Genomic DNA, 15,432 nt, shown 5'->3' on the forward strand with positions numbered 1-15,432 from the left:
GCAGGGGCGTGCCCGTGACCTCTCGGCACGTCCCTCCCATCCCACGGAGTATGGCGTGGCAATCAGCGTCTTCGACCTGTTCTCCATCGGTATCGGCCCGTCCAGCTCGCACACCGTCGGCCCCATGCGTGCCGCTGGGATGTTCGCCGCCCGGCTGAAGAAGGACGGCCTGCTCGCCCAGACCACCGCCGTACGGGCGGAGCTGTTCGGCTCCCTCGGCGCCACCGGCCACGGCCATGGCACCCCCAAGGCCGTGCTGCTGGGTCTGGAGGGCAACGAGCCGCACACGGTCGACGTCGCCCAGGCCGACCTCGACGTCGAGCGAATCCGCAGCACCGGGCGCATCCGCGTTCTCGGTGCCGAAATCGGCCCGGCCCACGAGATCGACTTCGATGTCTCGACCCAGCTGGTCCTGCACCGGCGGCGCTCGCTGCCGTACCACGCCAACGGCATGATCCTTTTCGCGTACGACGCCGACGGTGTGCCGCTGCTCGAGAAGACGTACTACTCGGTCGGGGGCGGCTTCGTGGTCGACGAGGACGCCGTCGGGGCGGACCGGATCAAGCTCGACGACACCGTGCTCGCCCACCCGTTCCGCACGGGCGACGAGCTGCTGCGACGCTCCCGGGAGACCGGCCTGTCGATCTCCGCGTTGATGCTGGAGAACGAGAAGTCCTGGCGCACCGAGGAGGAGATCCGCGCGGGCCTGCTGGAGATCTGGCGGGTCATGGCGGCCTGTGTCTCCCGAGGCCTGGGCCGCGAGGGCATCCTTCCCGGCGGCCTGAAGGTCCGCCGCCGGGCGGCTGCGGTAGCCCGGGCACTGCGCAGCGAGGGCGATCCGGCGGGCCGCGCGATGGAGTGGGTGACTCTCTACGCGATGGCGGTGAACGAGGAGAACGCCGCGGGCGGCCGGGTCGTCACCGCTCCGACGAACGGCGCGGCGGGCATCATCCCCGCCGTACTTCAGTACTACCTCGACTTCGTGCCGGGCGCCGACGAGGAGAGCATCGTCCGCTTCCTGCTCGCGGCGGGCGCCATCGGCATGCTCTTCAAGGAGAACGCCTCCATCTCAGGCGCCGAGGTCGGCTGTCAGGGCGAGGTCGGCTCCGCCTGCTCGATGGCCGCCGGCGGCCTCGCCGAGGTGCTGGGTGGCAGCCCGGAACAGGTGGAGAACGCCGCCGAGATCGGCATGGAGCACAACCTGGGCCTGACCTGCGACCCGGTCGGCGGCCTGGTCCAGATCCCGTGCATCGAGCGCAACGGCATGGCCGCGGTGAAGGCCGTGACCGCCGCCCGGATGGCCCTGCGTGGCGACGGCCGCCATCACGTCTCCCTCGACAAGGTCATCAAGACCATGAAGGAGACCGGCGCCGACATGAAGGTCAAGTACAAGGAGACCGCCCGTGGCGGCCTCGCCGTCAACGTCATTGAGTGCTGAGGCGGCGGACGGAGAGGGAAAGGGGGCCGGAGTCATGCTCATCGACATGTTCGGTCGTCGAGCGCTGCGCGGCCCTCGAACCGCGCCCGAAGATGTCACTGACCACCAACGGCATCGGTCTGCGGCGTACCGTTCAGGCGCTCAAGGACGCGGGCCTGGATCGGGTCAATGTCTCGCTGGACACCTTGCGCCCCACCGTCTTCGAGGCCCTGACCCGGCGCGACCGCCACCGCGACGTGCTGGAGGGGCTGGCGGCGGCCCGCGCCGCCGGGCTCACCCCGGTGAAGGCCAACGCCGTCCTGATGCCCGGCGTCAACGACGACGACGCGCCCGAACTGCTCGCCTGGGCTGTGGAGCACGACTACGAACTCCGGTTCATCGAGCAGATGCCGCTCGACGCCCAGCACGGCTGGAAGCGCGACGGCATGATCAGCGCCGGGACATCCTGGCGAGCCTGCGCACCCGCTCCCGGACGCCAGCAGCCCTGACATCGTCCCGCCCAACCCTTTTCCGCCGAACCGGGATGGTCCAAGGTCATGGCCCCCGCACTCACCGCCGTACGGGTCCCTCTGGAACCCGGGGCTCCGCGAGTCGGATCACGGCACCGCCGCAGCGGCCCGCCGAAGAGGTTGCCATGGCCCGGGCAACCCCAACGGGTCAGCACCGATCGCGGACGCGGAGCCCGGCACGGAGCATGAGGGAGGCCCGTAGAGCGGGTTTTCGGACCGGCAGGAAGAGGACGAGCTCCATGAGCAGACGCACCCACGGTGGCCCGGCACGGACCGGCCGCAGCCGCGCGACCGCGGCCCTCCTGGCCACCCTGACCTGCGGCGCCGCGCTCGTCTCATGCAGCACGAACAGCGGCGGCGACAGCGGCGCCGCCTCCGTCACCCCGCGCGCCACCCCGCCGGACACCTCGTCGTTCAGTGGCACACCGCCGTCCGCCCTGGCCTCGGCCGCCTCCTCGATCATCGGCTCCGCCAGGGCCTCGGCCTCGGCGGCGGCCTCCTCGCTGTCCGCCGCCGCCTCGGAGTTCGAGGCGTCCGTCTCGGCCGACACGGCCCGCGCGAGCGCGCAGGCACAGGCGGAGCTGAAGAAGGTGCAGGGCTCCGGGAACGCGCGGTCCGACGTCGCCATGACCGGGCTGCCGCGGGCGAAGACGGGCGGCCTGCTCGCCCTGCTCGTCACCATCACCAACAACACCGATCGCACGGCCTCGTACGCCGTCCAGGTCGACTTCAAGAACGCCGACGGCAAGGTCGTCGAGACCAGGTTCGTGGGCGCGGAGAACCTCAAGCCGGGTCAGCGCGCCCAGCCCGTCGCCATCAGCAGACAGCCCACCCAACCCCAGCTGACCCCGGTCCTGGCGAAGGCCCAGCGGTACTGACGGGCGCCCGACAGGTAGAGCGACATCGGGCGGCCCAGCAGTACATTGACGGAGCGTCAGTCCTCCCGGACGAGGTGTACCGCCGTGCTGGACCAGTCGCCCGCCGGCAGGTCGAGGTCGAGGCCGTACTCGCCGAGCACCGTGGAGTGATGCACGGCGCCGGTGCGGGCGTCGCGGTAGCGGCCGCCGGGGGTCAGGCCGCGCGGCCGGACCGGCAGCCTCGGCGCGCCGTGGCGGGAGACGCGCCGGTAGGCGAGCAGCAGGGTCTCCGAGGCGTCCGCGGCGGTGTACTGCACCACGCAGACCGAGTCCTCGGCGGGTGGCGACAACCGGTCCAGCCTGCCGTGCTGGACGAGATGGCGGACCTTCTTGTACGTGGCGACCAGGTCGGCCCCCTCCCGCAGTTCCTCCTCGGACCAGCGGGTGAGATCGCCCCCGATGCCGAGCGCCCCGGCCATCGCGACATGGAAGCGGAAGCGCAGCGGGACCGTACGTCCGGTGAGCTGGTTGGGTACGTCGGTCACCCAGGCGCCCATCGTGCGGGCGGGGTAGATCTGGCCGTAGCCCTGCTGGATCCCCATCCGGTCGGCGGCGTCGGTGTTGTCCGACGCCCACGCCTGGTCCGTGCGGGCCAGAATGCCCAGGTCGACCCGGCCGCCGCCACCGCTGCACGTCTCGATCCGCAGCGCCGGATGGTCCGCGCGCAGCCGGTCGAGGACACCGTAGAGATTGCGCACGTACGCGGGGCCGAGGCGGTCGGCGCCGTCCTCCCGGCCGGGCCAGCCGGCCTCGCTGAACGCGCGGTTCATGTCCCACTTGAGGAAGTCGATGCCGTGGTCGCCGACCAGCCGGGTCAGCCAGCCGTGGGCCCAGTCCGCGACCTCGCGGCGGGCGAAGTTGAGGACCAGCTGATTGCGCAGCTCGGAGCGGTGGCGGCCGGGGAAGTGCAGTACCCAGTCCGGGTGTTCGCGGTACAGGTCGCTGTCCGGGTTCACCATCTCGGGCTCCACCCAGAGGCCGAAGCGCATCCCGAGCCCGTGCACCGAGCGGACCAGCGGAGCCAGTCCGTCCGGGAAGCGGTCGGACGCCGGTGTCCAGTCGCCGAGGCCCGCCCGGTCGCTGCGGCGCGCCCCGAACCAGCCGTCGTCGACGACGTAGAGCTCCACCCCGAGCGCCGCCGCCCGCTCGGCCAGCGCCTTCTGCCCGACCTCGTCGACGTCGAAGCCGGTCGCCTCCCAGGAGTTGTAGAGCACCGGGGCGAACTCGTCGGCATGGGGCAGGACATGGGCCAGGACATACGCGTGCCAGGCGCGGCTGGCCGCGCCGAAGCCGCCGTCGGTGCACAGCGCCGCGAACGGGGGAGTGGCGCACTCCTCGCCCGGCGCGAGCGGTACGGTCGTGCCGTCCTGGCCGGGGCCGCCGGTGAATCCGGCCCGCCCGTCGGGGGTGCGCTGCACGGTGACGCGCCAGCTCCCGCTCCACGCGAGGGCGGCGCTCCACACCCGCCCGTGGTCCTCCGTCGCCTCACCCGCGTCGAGCATCAGCCACGGGTTCGCGTGGTGGCTGGTGATCCCGCGACGGCTGGTCAACACGGTTTCGCCGTACGGCAGTCGGTCGCGGCGCAGCTGGCTCTCGGCGGACCACTGGCCCGTGACATGGCTGAGCCGGTAGTCCCGCAGCGGCGGCAGGGTCCAGGCGGCGGAGTCGGCACGCAGCAGGGTGACGGGCTCGTCGCCGTCGTTGCGGACGACGGTCCAGCGCTCGATGACGTCCGTGTCCTCGCGCACCCGGTAGTGGAGCGCCACGTGCAACGGGTAGCGGCGGTCACGGAACGACAGGGTCAGCTCGCCCTCGTCGACCTGGTGGCCGGTCGGCTGCCAGTCGAAGGCGCGGGAGCCGTCCGCGAACCGGACCTGCAGTGACGGCGGTCCGTAGCGCGTGCCGCCGTCGACGGGCAGCTCCTCCCCGACGGGCGGCCTGCCCTCGAAGCTGCTGGCCTCGGGCGCGGGTGGCACGGCGAGCTCCTCGGCCTCCGCCGGCGTCAGCCGTGGGCCCCACGCGACATGGCAGGGCGCTCCGGTCTCGTCGATCCGCAGCGCGTACGAGGTGCGCGGTGTGGACAGCAGCCAGACCCCGGTGTCCGGGGCGAAGGAGATCGGCGACATGGATCCTCGCGTTCAGGGGGTGCTCACGTACGAGACGAGGAAAAGCCAACCCTGACCTTGGATCACGTGTCAATGGCTGCTCGCATTCTGGAATTCACAGGTCACAGGTACCTCATAGAGCATCCTCAAGAGAATCCTGTTTCTTTCATTGACAGCAGAAAATAAGGGCCTTAGGTTCCGGCCATGCGCTCGACCTCTCCCACCGAGGCGTTCCCGGCCCACACGCCGGCCGCTTCCCAGATCTTCACCACCGTGCTGTCCCACGGCCCGCTCACGCGGTCGGAGATAGCCGGGCGGACCCAGCTGTCGGCGGCGGCGGTCACCAAGGCGGTCCGGCCGCTGATCGAGGCCGGCTACCTCGTGGAGGACATCGCCGACGACGCACGGCAGCCCGTCCTCGGGCGGCCCGCCAACCCGGTGCGGGTCGACGGCGGGAGGGCCCTCTTCCTGGGGATCAAGGTGACGGGCGACGAGCTCATCGCCGTACTCACCGACCTGTGCTGCCGCATCCGGGTCGCCCGGCGCGTTCCGCTCACCTCCCGCGAACCCAAGGCGGTACTGACCTGCGTCGCGGGGCTCGTACAGGAACTGCTGACGGAGGCGGACGGCTTCGGGGTGCAGGTCCGGGGGCTCGGTATCGCCGTCTCGGGTGACGTGGACCGGGCGGCCGGGGTGGTGCGCTACTCGCCGTTCCTGGAGTGGCGCGACGTCCCCCTCGCCGAACTGGCCGCGACCACGACCGGACTGCCGGTCACCCTCGACAACGACGTTCGGGCACTGACGGTGGCCGAGCAGTGGTTCGGGGCCGGGGTGGGGCTGTCCGACTTCGCACTGGTGACCGTCGGCGCGGGCATCGGCTGCGGTCTGGTGGTGCACGGACAGGTGGTGGCGGGAGCGCACGGCGTGGCCGGTGAGATCGGGCACGTGGCGATCGACCCGGCCGGTCCCCGCTGCCACTGCGGCAACCGGGGCTGCGTCGAGGCGATCGCCTCGGACCCCGCGATCGTCGGCCGGATCCGGGAGGTCACCGGCGCGAGCGTCGCCGACGCCACCGCGGCCCTGGCCCTGGCCCACGACGGCGACCCCGGCGCCCGGGAGGTGTACGCCCGGGCGGGAGCGGCGATCGGCCGGGGCATCGCGACCGTGGCCAACCTCCTGGGCCCCGAGCGCGTGATCATCTCCGGCGAAGGCCTGGCCGCCTACGACCTGTTCGCCGAGCAGATCCGTGACGCGTTCGCCGCGGCCGCGTTCGGTTCGGCCGCGGACTGCGACGTACAGACCAGGCCGCTGCCCTTCGAGGAGTGGGCGCGTGGCGCGGCGGCCACCGCCATCCAGTCCTTCACCACCTCGGACGCGCGCTGAGGAGCACGACGCCCTGAGGGGCCAGCACACGCCAACGAGCACACCACGCGCCAACGAGCACACCACGCACCGACCAGCACGTACTGAAGCACAGCCATGCACGGAAGCACAGCCATGCACTGAAGATCAGACATGTACGGACACGCGTGAGGAGCAACAATGACGCAGCAGAGCCGCAATCCCCTGGCTGCGCGTGACCCGGGCCGCCGCAGAGTCGTCGGCGGACTGTTCGGACTCGGCGCCGCCGCACTGGCCGCGCCCGTTCTGACCGCTTGCGGCGGGGGAGCGGGGGCCGACCCGAAGACGGTCACCTTCGGATCCAACGGCGGCGACGCCACGCCCAAGAAGGCCTACGCCTCCGTCACCGGGGCGTTCGCCAAGGACAGCGGTCTGACGGTGAAGACGAACACCGTCGACCACGACACCTTCCAGAAGAGCATCACCAGCTATCTGCAGGGCACCCCCGACGACGTCTTCACCTGGTTCGCCGGCTACCGCATGCAGTACTTCGCCAAGAAGAAGCTCTGCAGCCCCCTCGACGACGTGTGGGACAAGATAGGCGCCGACTTCAGCGACGCCACCAAGCAGCTCTCCCGCGGCGAGGACGGCAAGTACTACTTCGTGCCGCTGTACAACTACCCGTGGGCCGTCTTCTACCGCAAGAGCCTCTTCAAGGAGCGCGGCTACCAAGTCCCGCAGAAGTGGAGCGAGTTCATCGCGCTCACGAAGCAGATGAAGAAGGACGGGCTCTCCCCGATCGCCTCCGGCTACGGCGGCGGCGACGCCTGGAGCATCCTCGGCGCCTTCGACTACCTCAACCTGCGGACCAACGGCTACGACTTCCACATGTCCCTGATGCGCGGCAAGGTCTCCTGGACCGACAAGCGGGCCCTCGCCACCCTCGACCACTGGCGCGAACTCGCCCCCTACTACCAGCAGGGTGCCGCCGGCCGTTCCTGGCAGGACGCCGCCCAGTCGCTGCTCGACAAGAAGTCCGGGATGGCCGTCATCGGCCTCTTCCTCGGCCAGCAGATCACCGACGAGAAGATACGCGCCGACATCGACTTCTTCCCCTTCCCCGAGATCGACGCCGCGCACGGTCAGGACGCCGTCGAGGCACCCACCGACGGCTTCATGCTCAGCCGACGGCCCAAGAACGAGGCCGGTGCCAAGAAGTTCCTGGAGTTCCTCGGCGGCGCCCACACCGAGGAGTTGTACATGGGCGTCGACCCGAGCAACCTCGCCGTCAACGAGAAGGCGAGCACCGGCTCGTACAACGCGCTCCAGAAGAAGTCCGCCGACCTCATCGCCTCCGCCAAGCACATCAGCCAGTTCGCGGACCGCGACAGCGACCCCGGCTTCATCTCCACCGTCGTACTCCCCGGCCTGACCGAGTGGCTCAGCCACCCCGACGACGGCTCGGGAACGCTGACGAAGATCGAGTCCCAGCGCTCGCGCTTCTTCACAGCCTGACCAGGACCGGAAAGGTCGCACGCACCGTGTCCTCCGCGCCCACCACGCCCCCCGCCTCGCGACGCGCCCGCCCCCGCCGGCTCGGCACCGGCGACCGGATCTTCCTCACCGTCATCATCGGCATCCCGCTGGCGGCCCTGCTCTTCTTCGTCTGGCTGCCCGCACTGGCCTCCCTGGGGCTGTCCTTCACCACCTGGGACGGCATCGACCTGGCCGACATCCACTGGATCGGCCTGGACAACTACAAGGAGATCTTCACCAACTACCCGCCGTTCTGGCCCGCGGTGCGGCACAACGTGATCTGGCTGCTGTTCACGGCCCTGCTGCCGACCCCGTTCGGAATCTTCCTCGCCTACCAGCTCGACCGGAAGATCCGCTTCACGAGGATCTACCAGACCGCCATCTTCCTGCCGATGGTGCTCTCCCTGGCCGTCGTCGGCTTCATCTGGGAGATCATCTACAACCCCGACACCGGGCTCCTCAACGGCATCCTGGGCGCCGCCGGATCCAGCCACCACATCGACTGGCTGGGCAACCCCGACCTCAACCTGTGGGCCGTCCTGGTCGCCTCCAGCTGGCGGCACACCGGATACATCATGATCCTCTACCTGGCCGGCCTGAAGGGCTTCGACCCGGCGCTCAAGGAGGCCGCCGCGCTCGACGGCGCCAACGGACGCCAGACCTTCCTGCGGGTGGTCTTCCCGGCCCTGAAACCGGTCAACGTCATCATCCTGGTCATCACGGTCATGGAGTCCCTGCGGTCCTTCGACGTCGTCTACGTCCTCGGCGGCGGCGTCGGAAGCAAGCCGGGCATGGAACTGCTGTCCCTCCTCATCACCGACAACATCATCGGTGAGTCCAGTCATATCGGTTACGGGTCCGCCCTCGCGGTCGTCCTGCTCGTGGTCTCCCTTGCCGCCATCGGGACCTTCCTCGTCCAGAACTTCCGCAAGGAGGACCAGTGACCACGACCGTGCCACGCCCGGCCTCCCGACCGCGGACCCGACGCGCGCAGCAGACGCCGAAGACCCCCTCCGGGCCGCGGCGCCAGACCGGCCGTCATCTGATGCTGGGCGGCATCGCCCTGCTGTGGCTCGTCCCGCTGCTGTGGGCCATGTACACCTCGCTGCGTCCCTACTCGGACACCGCGAAGCACGGCTATCTCTCCTGGCCCCACAGCATCGGCCTCGGCAACTTCAGCGACGCCTGGAGCCAGTCCGGGATGCCGCACTTCTTCTGGAACTCCGTCCTCATCACGGTGCCGTCCGTCCTGTGCACCCTGCTGTTCTCGGCGGCGGTCGCCTTCTTCGTCTCCCGCTTCGACTTCCGCTGGAACATCGTCCTGCTGATGCTGTTCACCGCGGGCAACCTGCTCCCGGCACAGGTCCTCATCACCCCCCTGTACCGCCTCTACCTCCTCATCCCGCTGCCGCAGTGGATGAGCGACTCCCTCCTCCTCTACAACTCGGCCTGGGGCATCATCGCGATCCACATCGCCTACCAGTCCGGGTTCTGCACCTTCGTCCTCAGCAACTACATGAAGACGATCCCGAAGGAGATCTCCGAGGCGGCACTCGTGGACGGAGCCCCCGTCTGGCGCCAGTTCTTCCAGATCATCCTGCCGCTGTGCCGCCCGGCCTTCGCGGCCCTCGCCACCCTCGAATCGATCTGGATCTACAACGACTTCTTCTGGCCGCTCGCGCTGATCGAGAGCGGCGACAAGCGCCCGATCACCTCCGCCCTGGCCAACCTCCAAGGCGCGTACTTCACCAATCCCAACCTCATCGCGGCCGGTGCCCTGATGACCGCGATCCCCACACTCCTGGTGTACTTCGCGCTCCAGCGCCAGTTCATCAGCGGACTCACCATCGGCTCGGGCAAGGGCTGAGCCGCCCCAACCCTGAACCCACAGGAGGCACGACCCATGCGGTCACCCTCGTATTCCGTCCTGCCCGCACGCACCCTGAGAGCCGTGGTGGTGTTCGCCCTCACGGCAGGCCTCGCGACGACCGTCCCGGCGGCACTGGCCAAGACCCCCGTGCCACGCGAGACCACGGCCACCCCCGTCGCCGCCAAGCCGTACATGGGCTGGTCGAGTTGGAGCATGCAGTCGTCGAAGTACCCGGGCCTCAACCCGGACGGCGACTACAGCTACCTCACCGAGGCGAACGTCCTGAAGCAGACGGACGCCCTCGCCGCCAAGCTGAAGAACTACGGCTACGGCCATGTCAACATCGACGCCGGCTGGTGGATGGACAAGACCTGGAAGACGGGCTTCGACCAGTACGGTCGCCAGACGCCCGACCCGGTCCGTTTTCCCCACGGCATGAAGTCGGTCGCCGACCACATCCACTCCAAGGGCCTCAAGGCCGGCATCTACCTGCCCGTCGGCCTGGAGAAGGGGGCGTACGGCGACGGCAAGACGCCGATCTGGAACGCCCCCGGCTGCACCACCGCCGACGTCGCCTACCCGGACCTGCGCACCACCAACGGCTGGGACAACGCCTACAAGCTGAACTTCGACAACCCCTGCGCGCAGAAGTACATCGACTCGCAGGCACAGCAGTTCGCCGACTGGGGCTACGACTTCCTCAAACTGGACGGCGTGGGGCCTGGCTCCTTCAAGTCCGGTGACAACTACAACAACGTCCCCGACGTCGCCGCCTGGCAGAAGGCCATCTCCGCCACCGGGCGCCCGATCCACCTCGAACTCTCCTGGTCGCTCGACATAGGCCACGCCGCCGACTGGAAGAAGTACTCCAACGGCTGGCGCATCGACACCGACGTCGAGTGCTACTGCAACACCCTCGTCACCTGGGAGAACTCGGTCAACGACCGGTGGGACGACGCCCCCGCGTGGAGCCGCAAGGCGGGCCCCGGCGGCTGGAACGACCTGGACGGCATCGACGTCGGCAACGGCGAGATGGACGGCCTCACCAAGGCCGAGCGGCAGAGCTACATGACCCTGTGGGCCATCAACAAGTCGCCGCTGTTCACCGGTGACGACCTCACCAAGCTGGACAGCTACGGGGTCTCCCTGCTGACCAACAAGGAAGTCATCGCCGTCGACCAGAACGACTCGCCCGTCGCGCGTCCGGTCACCACCGTCGGCGACCAGCAGGTCTGGGGCACCAAGAACGCAGACGGCAGCTACACCGTCGCCCTGTTCAACCTCGCCGACTCGCCGGCCTCCGTCACCGCCCAGTGGGCCTCCCTCGGATTCACCGGAAACGCCTCCGTGCGCGACCTGTGGAACAAGGCGAACCTCGGGACCCACAAGAACAAGATCACCGAGGCGCTGCCCGCCCACGGCTCGCGGCTGTTCACCGTCAAGCCCGGCGGCGGCACGCCGACCACCACGAGCTACGAGGCCGAGTCCGCCGCCAACACCCTGTCGGGCAACGCCTCGGTCGCCGGTTGCGACGCCTGCTCCGGTGGCAAGAAGGTCGGCAACCTGTACACCGGCGGAAAGCTGCGGTTCAACGACGTCACGGTGAAGAAGGACGGCATCTACACCGTCAAGGTCGCCTACGTCAGCGGCGACTCCCGCTCGGTGACCGTCCTGTCCAACAGCGGCAACGGCAGCAGCGAGAAGTTCCCCTCCACGGGCGACTGGAGCACGGCCGAGACGGTCAGCGTCCAACTGGCGCTGAAGGCGGGCTCCAACACGATCACCTTCGACAGCGGCAGCGGATACGCCCCCGACATCGACAAGATCGTCGTTCCGCAGTCGGTCTGACTTCCGTAGTCGGTCCGAGTTCAGCGGGCGGACCGAGTCCCACAGTCCGCCCGACCTGCTCCCCACGGGGCCCGGTGACACGACCCGGGCCCTGTGGGGACCTGGCCCACGCCGACGGTCCGCAACCGTCGTTCCCGCACGAGCCGCTCCCGGATATGGAGTGCCACAACCGTGGACGTTCAGCACACCGCAGCACGCGACAACACCCCCAGCCGCAGAGGCTTCCTCGCACTCGCCGCCGCAGCCGGCGCGGCCACCGCACTGGGCGGTCTGCCCGCCTTCACCGCCTCGGCCGCCCCCTTGCGCCCCACCGCATCGCCCATGCTGTCCGCGGCCGACGCCGCGAAGAACCAGCTGTGGTGGGGGGCTCCCGGCTCCGCCAAGTCGATGATCGAGCAGGGGCTGCCGGTCGGGAACGGGCGCCTCGGTGCGCTCGCGGGCAACGACCCCGCCGGCGAACTCCTGATGATCACCGACGCCACCCTGTGGACCGGAGGTCTCAACGACAAGCTGCAGAGCGACGGTCAGTTCCCGTACGGCCGCGACGACTTCGGCTCCCTGACGATGCTGGCCGAACTCACCGTCGCCCTCCCCGACCACGACCTGGGCAACGTCAACAACTACCGCCGCTCCCTCGACCTGGCCCAGGGCCTGATCAGCACCTCGTACGACATCTCCGGCGTCACCTACCGGCGGCAGATCTTCGCCAGCCGCCCCGACGACGCCATCGTCCTGTACTTCTCCCAGCAGGGCGGCGGCTCCTACACCGGTAGCGTCTCCCTCGCCGGTACCCACGGCGAGTCCACCACCGCCAACAGCGCGGGCCGCTACGCGTCGTTCGGCGCCTCCTTGGCCAACGGCCTGAAGTACGGCGCCGCCGTCACCGCGTACAGCGGCACGGGCAGGGTCCGCGTCGACGGTACGTCGATCGCGTTCAGCGACTGCAAGGACCTCACCGTCGTGGTCAGCGGTGGAACCGACTACGCACCCGATGCGGCGGCGAAGTTCCGCGATCCGTCCCTCGCCCCCGAGCGCCTCGCCAGGACCAAGGTCCTGAACGCGGCCGGTCACTCGGCGAGCACCCTGCTGCACACACATGTCGCCGACTTCCGGGCCGTGTTCGGACAGCTGGACATCGACCTCGGTACGTCCTCCGCCGCGCAGCGCGAACTGGACACCTGGGAGCGGCTCCAGGCACGCCACCGTGACGACATCCCGGACCCGGAACTCGAGGCCGCCTACCTGCAGTTCGGCCGCTATCTCATGATCTCCGGATCGGGGGGCAGCCTGCCGATGGGCCTCCAGGGCCCCTGGCTGGACGGCAACGACCCGGACTGGATGGCCGACTACCACACCGACATCAACATCCAGATGAACTACTGGATGGCCGACCGGGCGGGCCTGTCCGACTGCTTCGACGCCTTCACCGACTACTGCCTCGCACAGCTGCCCGACTGGACGGACGTCACCCAGCGGCTGTTCAACGACTCCACCAACCGCTACCGCAACTCCAGCGGAAAGATCGCCGGGTGGACCGTGGCGATCTCCACCAACCCCTATGGCGGAGGCGGCTGGTGGTGGCACCCGGCCGGCAACGCCTGGATCTGCCAGAGCCTGTTCGAGCACTACGAGTACACGCAGGACCGCGCCTACCTCAAGAAGATCTACCCCCTCCTCAAGGGCGCCGTGCAGTTCTGGGAGGCCCGCCTCATCACCACGACCGTCACCGACGCGTCCGGGACCGAGCGCGAGGTTCTGATCGCCGACAGCGACTGGTCGCCCGAGCAGGGCCCGCTCGACGCCAAGGGCATCACGTACGCCCAGGAACTGGTGTGGAACCTCTTCGGCAACTACCACACCGCGACCGAGGTGCTCGCCAAGGACGCCGCCTACCGCAAGACCGTCGACGGTCTGCGGGGGCGCCTGTACCTGCCCGTGGTCAGCCCCAAGACCGGCTGGCTGGAGGAGTGGATGTCGCCCGACAACCTCGGCGAGACCACCCACCGGCACCTCTCCCCGCTCATCGGTCTCTTCCCCGGCGACCGGATCCGTCCCGACGACTCCACCCCGAAGGACATCCTCGACGGGGCGACCGCCCTGCTCACCGCGCGCGGCGTGAACAGCTTCGGCTGGGCCAACGCCTGGCGCAGCCTGTGCTGGGCGCGGCTGAAGAACGCGGAGAAGGCCTACCAACTGGTCGTCAACAACCTGAAGCCGTCGGTCAACGGCAGCAACGGCAGCGCGATGAACCTCTTCGACATCTACGAGGTGGAGACGGGCCGCGGCATCTTCCAGATCGAGGCGAACTTCGGCACCCCCGCGGCGATCGTCGAGATGCTGGTCTACTCGCGGCCCGGACACATCGAGCTGCTGCCCGCCCTGCCCGCCGCCTGGGCGGCATCCGGCTCGGTGTCCGGCGTGGGCGTCCGCGGCGGCTTCGTCGCCGACCTCAGCTGGAAGAACGGCAAGGTGACCCGGGCCACGCTGACGAGTGTCGGCGGCCGCGAGACGACCGTCGTCGCGGGTGGCGCCTCGCGCAAGGTCAACCTCAAGCCCGGTGAGTCCGTCACCCTGAGGGGAATCGGATGAGCGGCGCCCGGTTCCGCCGTCGCGCCCTGGGTGTCGTATCGGCGCTGCTCCTCGCGGTCTGGGGACCCCTGACCGCCTCGGCGGCGGCGCAGCCGGGGGCCTCGTCGGGTACGTCGGGTGAATCAGGTGAATCGGGTACGTCGGTGACGCCGGACGCCACGTCGCCGGGCAAGCACTCCGTGGTCACCTGGGGTGCCAGCGCCGACCGGCAGGGCGCGGGACCCGCGGACCGCAGTTACCGACTGATCGTGCGCACCAGCGTCGGCGGTACGAACATGCGGATCCGGCTGTCCAACGCCTTCGGCGAGCACCCGGTGACCTTCGCGAGCGCGTACGCCGGGCTGCGGAAGCGGGGTGCGGAGCTGGTCCACGGCTCCAACCGGCAGCTGTCGTTCGGCGGGGCCTCGTCCGTCACCGTCCCGGCCGGCGAGACCGTGCTCAGCGATCCGCTGCCCGGAAAACTGGCCGCCCAGAGCGACCTGGTCATCAGCCTGTACGTGACCGGCGCCCAGGGACCGACGACCGGCCATGGCATGGCCATGCAAACCAACTACGCGACCGCGGGCGACCACGCGGCCGAAGAGGGCGCGGCCAACTGGACCGATCCGATGGGCTCCTGGTACTGGCTGGACGCGGTCGACGTGGAGACGTCGACCGCGGTCGGCTCGGTGGTGACCCTCGGCGACTCCATCACCGACGGGTGGGCCTCGACCACGGACGGGAACCGCCGCTGGCCCGACTATCTGTCCCGGCGGCTCCAGGCCGCGTCCGGGCTCACCGTGAAGGGAGTGGCGAACGAGGGGATCTCGGGCAACAAGGTGCTCGCGGACGGCGCCGGGCAGGCCGCCCTGAACAGACTCCAGCGTGACGTCCTCTCCCAGCCCGGCGTCCGCACGGTCTTCCTCTTCGAAGGCATCAACGACATCAAGGCCCACTCCGGCGTCACGGTGGACGACATGATCGCCGGCTATCGGCAGATCATCGACCGTGCCCACGCGGCGGGCAAATGTGTCGTCGGCGCGACCGTCATGCCGTTCAAGGGCTGGTCCGAGTACGACGCCGCATCCGAGGCCGTGCGCCAGGGCGTCAACGACTGGATCAGGAACAGCGGCGCGCTCGACGCCGTGACGGATTTCGACAGGATCACGCGCAATCCGTACGACCCGCAGCTGATCATGCCGTTCTTCGACGGCGGTGATCACCTGCATCCCAACGACAAGGGGATGCAGGCGATGGCCGACGCGGTGGACCTCGGGAGCCTGACGTCCTGCTGACTTCA

At 69.5% G+C, this 15,432-nt stretch carries 10 protein-coding genes and 1 pseudogene; 10 read left to right on the forward strand and 1 reads right to left on the reverse strand.

Annotated features, from left to right (window positions below):
- The first annotated feature begins 55 nt into the window (after positions 1-55).
- The 3 genes and pseudogenes from ACFVWD_RS37870 (at position 56) to ACFVWD_RS37880 (ending at position 2,825) form a co-directional block, all read left to right on the forward strand.
- Entirely contained in the window at positions 56-1,438 is a 1,383-nt protein-coding gene (locus ACFVWD_RS37870; RefSeq protein ID WP_389602558.1) for an L-serine ammonia-lyase, read from the forward strand.
- 53 nt (positions 1,439-1,491) lie between these two features.
- Positions 1,492-1,904 (forward strand): annotated as a pseudogene (locus ACFVWD_RS37875) (radical SAM protein); the annotation flags it as partial.
- 282 nt (positions 1,905-2,186) lie between these two features.
- Positions 2,187-2,825 (forward strand): FxLYD domain-containing protein, encoded by a 639-nt coding sequence (locus tag ACFVWD_RS37880; protein ID WP_389602586.1) that lies wholly within the window; start codon positions 2,187-2,189, stop codon positions 2,823-2,825.
- Positions 2,826-2,881: 56 nt separating this feature from the next.
- Here the strand turns inward: ACFVWD_RS37880 and ACFVWD_RS37885 are convergent, their stop codons facing one another.
- Positions 2,882-4,990 (reverse strand): alpha-galactosidase, encoded by a 2,109-nt coding sequence (locus ACFVWD_RS37885; RefSeq protein ID WP_389602559.1) that lies wholly within the window; start codon positions 4,988-4,990, stop codon positions 2,882-2,884.
- Positions 4,991-5,173: 183 nt separating this feature from the next.
- Between ACFVWD_RS37885 and ACFVWD_RS37890 the strand changes: the two genes are divergently transcribed.
- The 7 genes from ACFVWD_RS37890 to ACFVWD_RS37920 all read left to right on the forward strand — a co-directional run bounded on the left by ACFVWD_RS37890 (position 5,174) and on the right by ACFVWD_RS37920 (position 15,427).
- Positions 5,174-6,352 carry an ROK family protein gene (locus tag ACFVWD_RS37890; protein ID WP_389602560.1) on the forward strand — a complete coding sequence of 393 codons (1,179 nt, stop codon included), beginning with the start codon at positions 5,174-5,176 and terminating at the stop codon, positions 6,350-6,352.
- A gap of 159 nt (positions 6,353-6,511) precedes the next feature.
- Complete coding sequence (locus tag ACFVWD_RS37895) at positions 6,512-7,825, forward strand: ABC transporter substrate-binding protein (protein ID WP_389602561.1); 1,314 nt, start codon at positions 6,512-6,514, stop codon at positions 7,823-7,825.
- A 26-nt stretch (positions 7,826-7,851) separates the two neighbouring features.
- Positions 7,852-8,790, forward strand: coding sequence for a carbohydrate ABC transporter permease (locus tag ACFVWD_RS37900; protein WP_382121851.1), 939 nt, complete (start codon positions 7,852-7,854; stop codon positions 8,788-8,790).
- Positions 8,787-9,713, forward strand: a complete 927-nt coding sequence (locus ACFVWD_RS37905; protein ID WP_101407006.1) for a carbohydrate ABC transporter permease — start codon at positions 8,787-8,789, stop codon at positions 9,711-9,713. The genes ACFVWD_RS37900 and ACFVWD_RS37905 overlap by 4 nt, the downstream gene beginning before the upstream one ends.
- 36 nt (positions 9,714-9,749) lie before the next feature.
- Entirely contained in the window at positions 9,750-11,564 is a 1,815-nt protein-coding gene (locus ACFVWD_RS37910; RefSeq protein WP_389602562.1) for an alpha-galactosidase D, read from the forward strand.
- Between the two features lie 171 nt (positions 11,565-11,735).
- Positions 11,736-14,153 (forward strand): glycoside hydrolase N-terminal domain-containing protein, encoded by a 2,418-nt coding sequence (locus tag ACFVWD_RS37915; RefSeq protein WP_389602563.1) that lies wholly within the window; start codon positions 11,736-11,738, stop codon positions 14,151-14,153.
- Positions 14,150-15,427: an SGNH/GDSL hydrolase family protein gene (locus ACFVWD_RS37920; protein WP_389602564.1), complete on the forward strand. Its 1,278-nt coding sequence runs from the start codon at positions 14,150-14,152 to the stop codon at positions 15,425-15,427. The genes ACFVWD_RS37915 and ACFVWD_RS37920 overlap by 4 nt, the downstream gene beginning before the upstream one ends.
- Positions 15,428-15,432 lie beyond the last annotated feature (5 nt).

The sequence above is a fragment of the Streptomyces sp. NPDC058086 genome (genome assembly GCF_042885015.1).
GTDB lineage: Bacteria > Actinomycetota > Actinomycetes > Streptomycetales > Streptomycetaceae > Streptomyces.

Excerpts from the sequence above, each read along its gene's own strand:
- ACFVWD_RS37880 (WP_389602586.1), top strand. The coding sequence starts at position 2,187 with ATGAGCAGACGCACCCACGGTGGCCCGGCACGGACCGGCCGCAGCCGC.
- ACFVWD_RS37885 (WP_389602559.1), bottom strand. The coding sequence starts at position 4,990 with ATGTCGCCGATCTCCTTCGCCCCGGACACCGGGGTCTGGCTGCTGTCC.
- ACFVWD_RS37890 (WP_389602560.1), top strand. The coding sequence starts at position 5,174 with ATGCGCTCGACCTCTCCCACCGAGGCGTTCCCGGCCCACACGCCGGCC.
- ACFVWD_RS37895 (WP_389602561.1), top strand. The coding sequence starts at position 6,512 with ATGACGCAGCAGAGCCGCAATCCCCTGGCTGCGCGTGACCCGGGCCGC.
- ACFVWD_RS37910 (WP_389602562.1), top strand. The coding sequence starts at position 9,750 with ATGCGGTCACCCTCGTATTCCGTCCTGCCCGCACGCACCCTGAGAGCC.
- ACFVWD_RS37920 (WP_389602564.1), top strand. The coding sequence starts at position 14,150 with ATGAGCGGCGCCCGGTTCCGCCGTCGCGCCCTGGGTGTCGTATCGGCG.